The sequence below is a fragment of the Kurthia populi genome, from assembly GCF_042686175.1.
GTDB classification, from domain to species: Bacteria; Bacillota; Bacilli; order Bacillales_A; family Planococcaceae; genus Kurthia; species Kurthia populi.
Genome location: NZ_JBHUOR010000030.1, coordinates 1 through 1347 on the forward strand (window position 1 = coordinate 1; position 1347 = coordinate 1347).

At 41.4% G+C, this 1347-nt stretch carries 2 protein-coding genes; both read left to right on the forward strand.

All coding sequences use genetic code 11. The annotated features are described in order from the left end of the window. A partial coding sequence (locus ACFSY7_RS05715) for a phage distal tail protein (protein ID WP_380147174.1) occupies positions 1–658 on the forward strand: 658 nt, incomplete at its 5' end. Positions 659–672: 14 nt separating this feature from the next. After that, positions 673–1347: hypothetical protein (locus ACFSY7_RS05720; RefSeq protein ID WP_380147176.1), on the forward strand; the 675-nt coding region annotated here is incomplete at its 3' end.

Below are 1347 nucleotides of genomic sequence, written 5' to 3' on the forward strand. Positions count from 1 at the left end.
ATATGGCGATGTATCAGAACGGCGTGCGTTAATGGCGAAAGTGCTTAATCCAAAATTAGGAGTGGGAACGTTGCGCTATGAGAATGAACGTATTGTGCGCATCATTAAATGCGTTGCCGATGGCGTACCTTTGTTTCCGGACAAAGAGGGCCGTTCCCAACGATTACAAAAAGGTTCAATTACGTTTATTGCACCGAGCGTTTATTGGGAATCATTAGACATTATCGAGGAGCCACCGTATATTCCGTTGTTTAAATTTCCATTTAGTGGTACGCGACCATTCAAAACAGGGTTACAACAAGATGAACGTATCATTACGAATGATGGTGATGCTGAAACGCCGCTCTATATTGAATTACAAGGGCCAGCAACAAATCCACGTATCATCAATAAGACGACAGGCAAATATATTAAGGTGGATCAAGATTTACTGATTGGTGAAACGATGATTATCGATACGAATCCTGATACAGCAAAAGTTATTTTTATTGATGTAAAAGGAAACGCGCGAAATGTTGTGCATTGGCTTGATCTTGGTTCATCACTTGCGTCTTTTAAATTACAAATTGGTGAGAATCGTATCGCATATGTCGCGGATAGCGACATTAGAAACAACACATTCAACTTAACATGGCGTAAGCAATATAACGCCGTATAGAAAGGGGAGAGAAGATGGCAGAACTATATAAAATGTTCGACTCAACAGAAGAAGATGAAAGATGGTATATGGCGAGTGACTTCGCTGAATACTTTGGTAACGTCTTATCAAGTGGGCTATTACACACAAATAACGTGCCAGCACTACGTGTATCGGTGGGCGATGGTCTAACAACACGCCTGAGCACAGGCAAAGCACTAATTAAAGGTTTTAGCTACCAAAACACAACGGTTTTAACGTTCGAGCATGCTATTCCAAACGTAAGTAAATCACGCATTGACCGTATTGTACTTCGATTAGATTTGCGCAGTGAAAATCGGTATATTAAAGCATTCGTAAAGCAAGGGGAGGAAGCGGTTAACCCAGTGGCGCCAACGCTACAACGGGATAACTACATTTACGAAATCTCGCTTGCGCAAGTCAGAGTAACATCTGGCGATAAAGCAATCAATCCACTTTATTTCGTTGATGAGCGCTTTAACGAGGATTTGTGTGGGCTTGTAAGTTCATTAATTACTGTACCAACAAGTGAATTTCAAGCGCAATGGGATTATTGGTTTAGCGCTCAAAAAGGCGTATATGTTACTGAAATGCTTAATTGGCTTGCTGAACAAAAGAAAGTATTTACCGATTGGCGAGATAACGAGGTGCAGTTATTTACCGACTGGCGTTCGGTGCAACAGACGGAA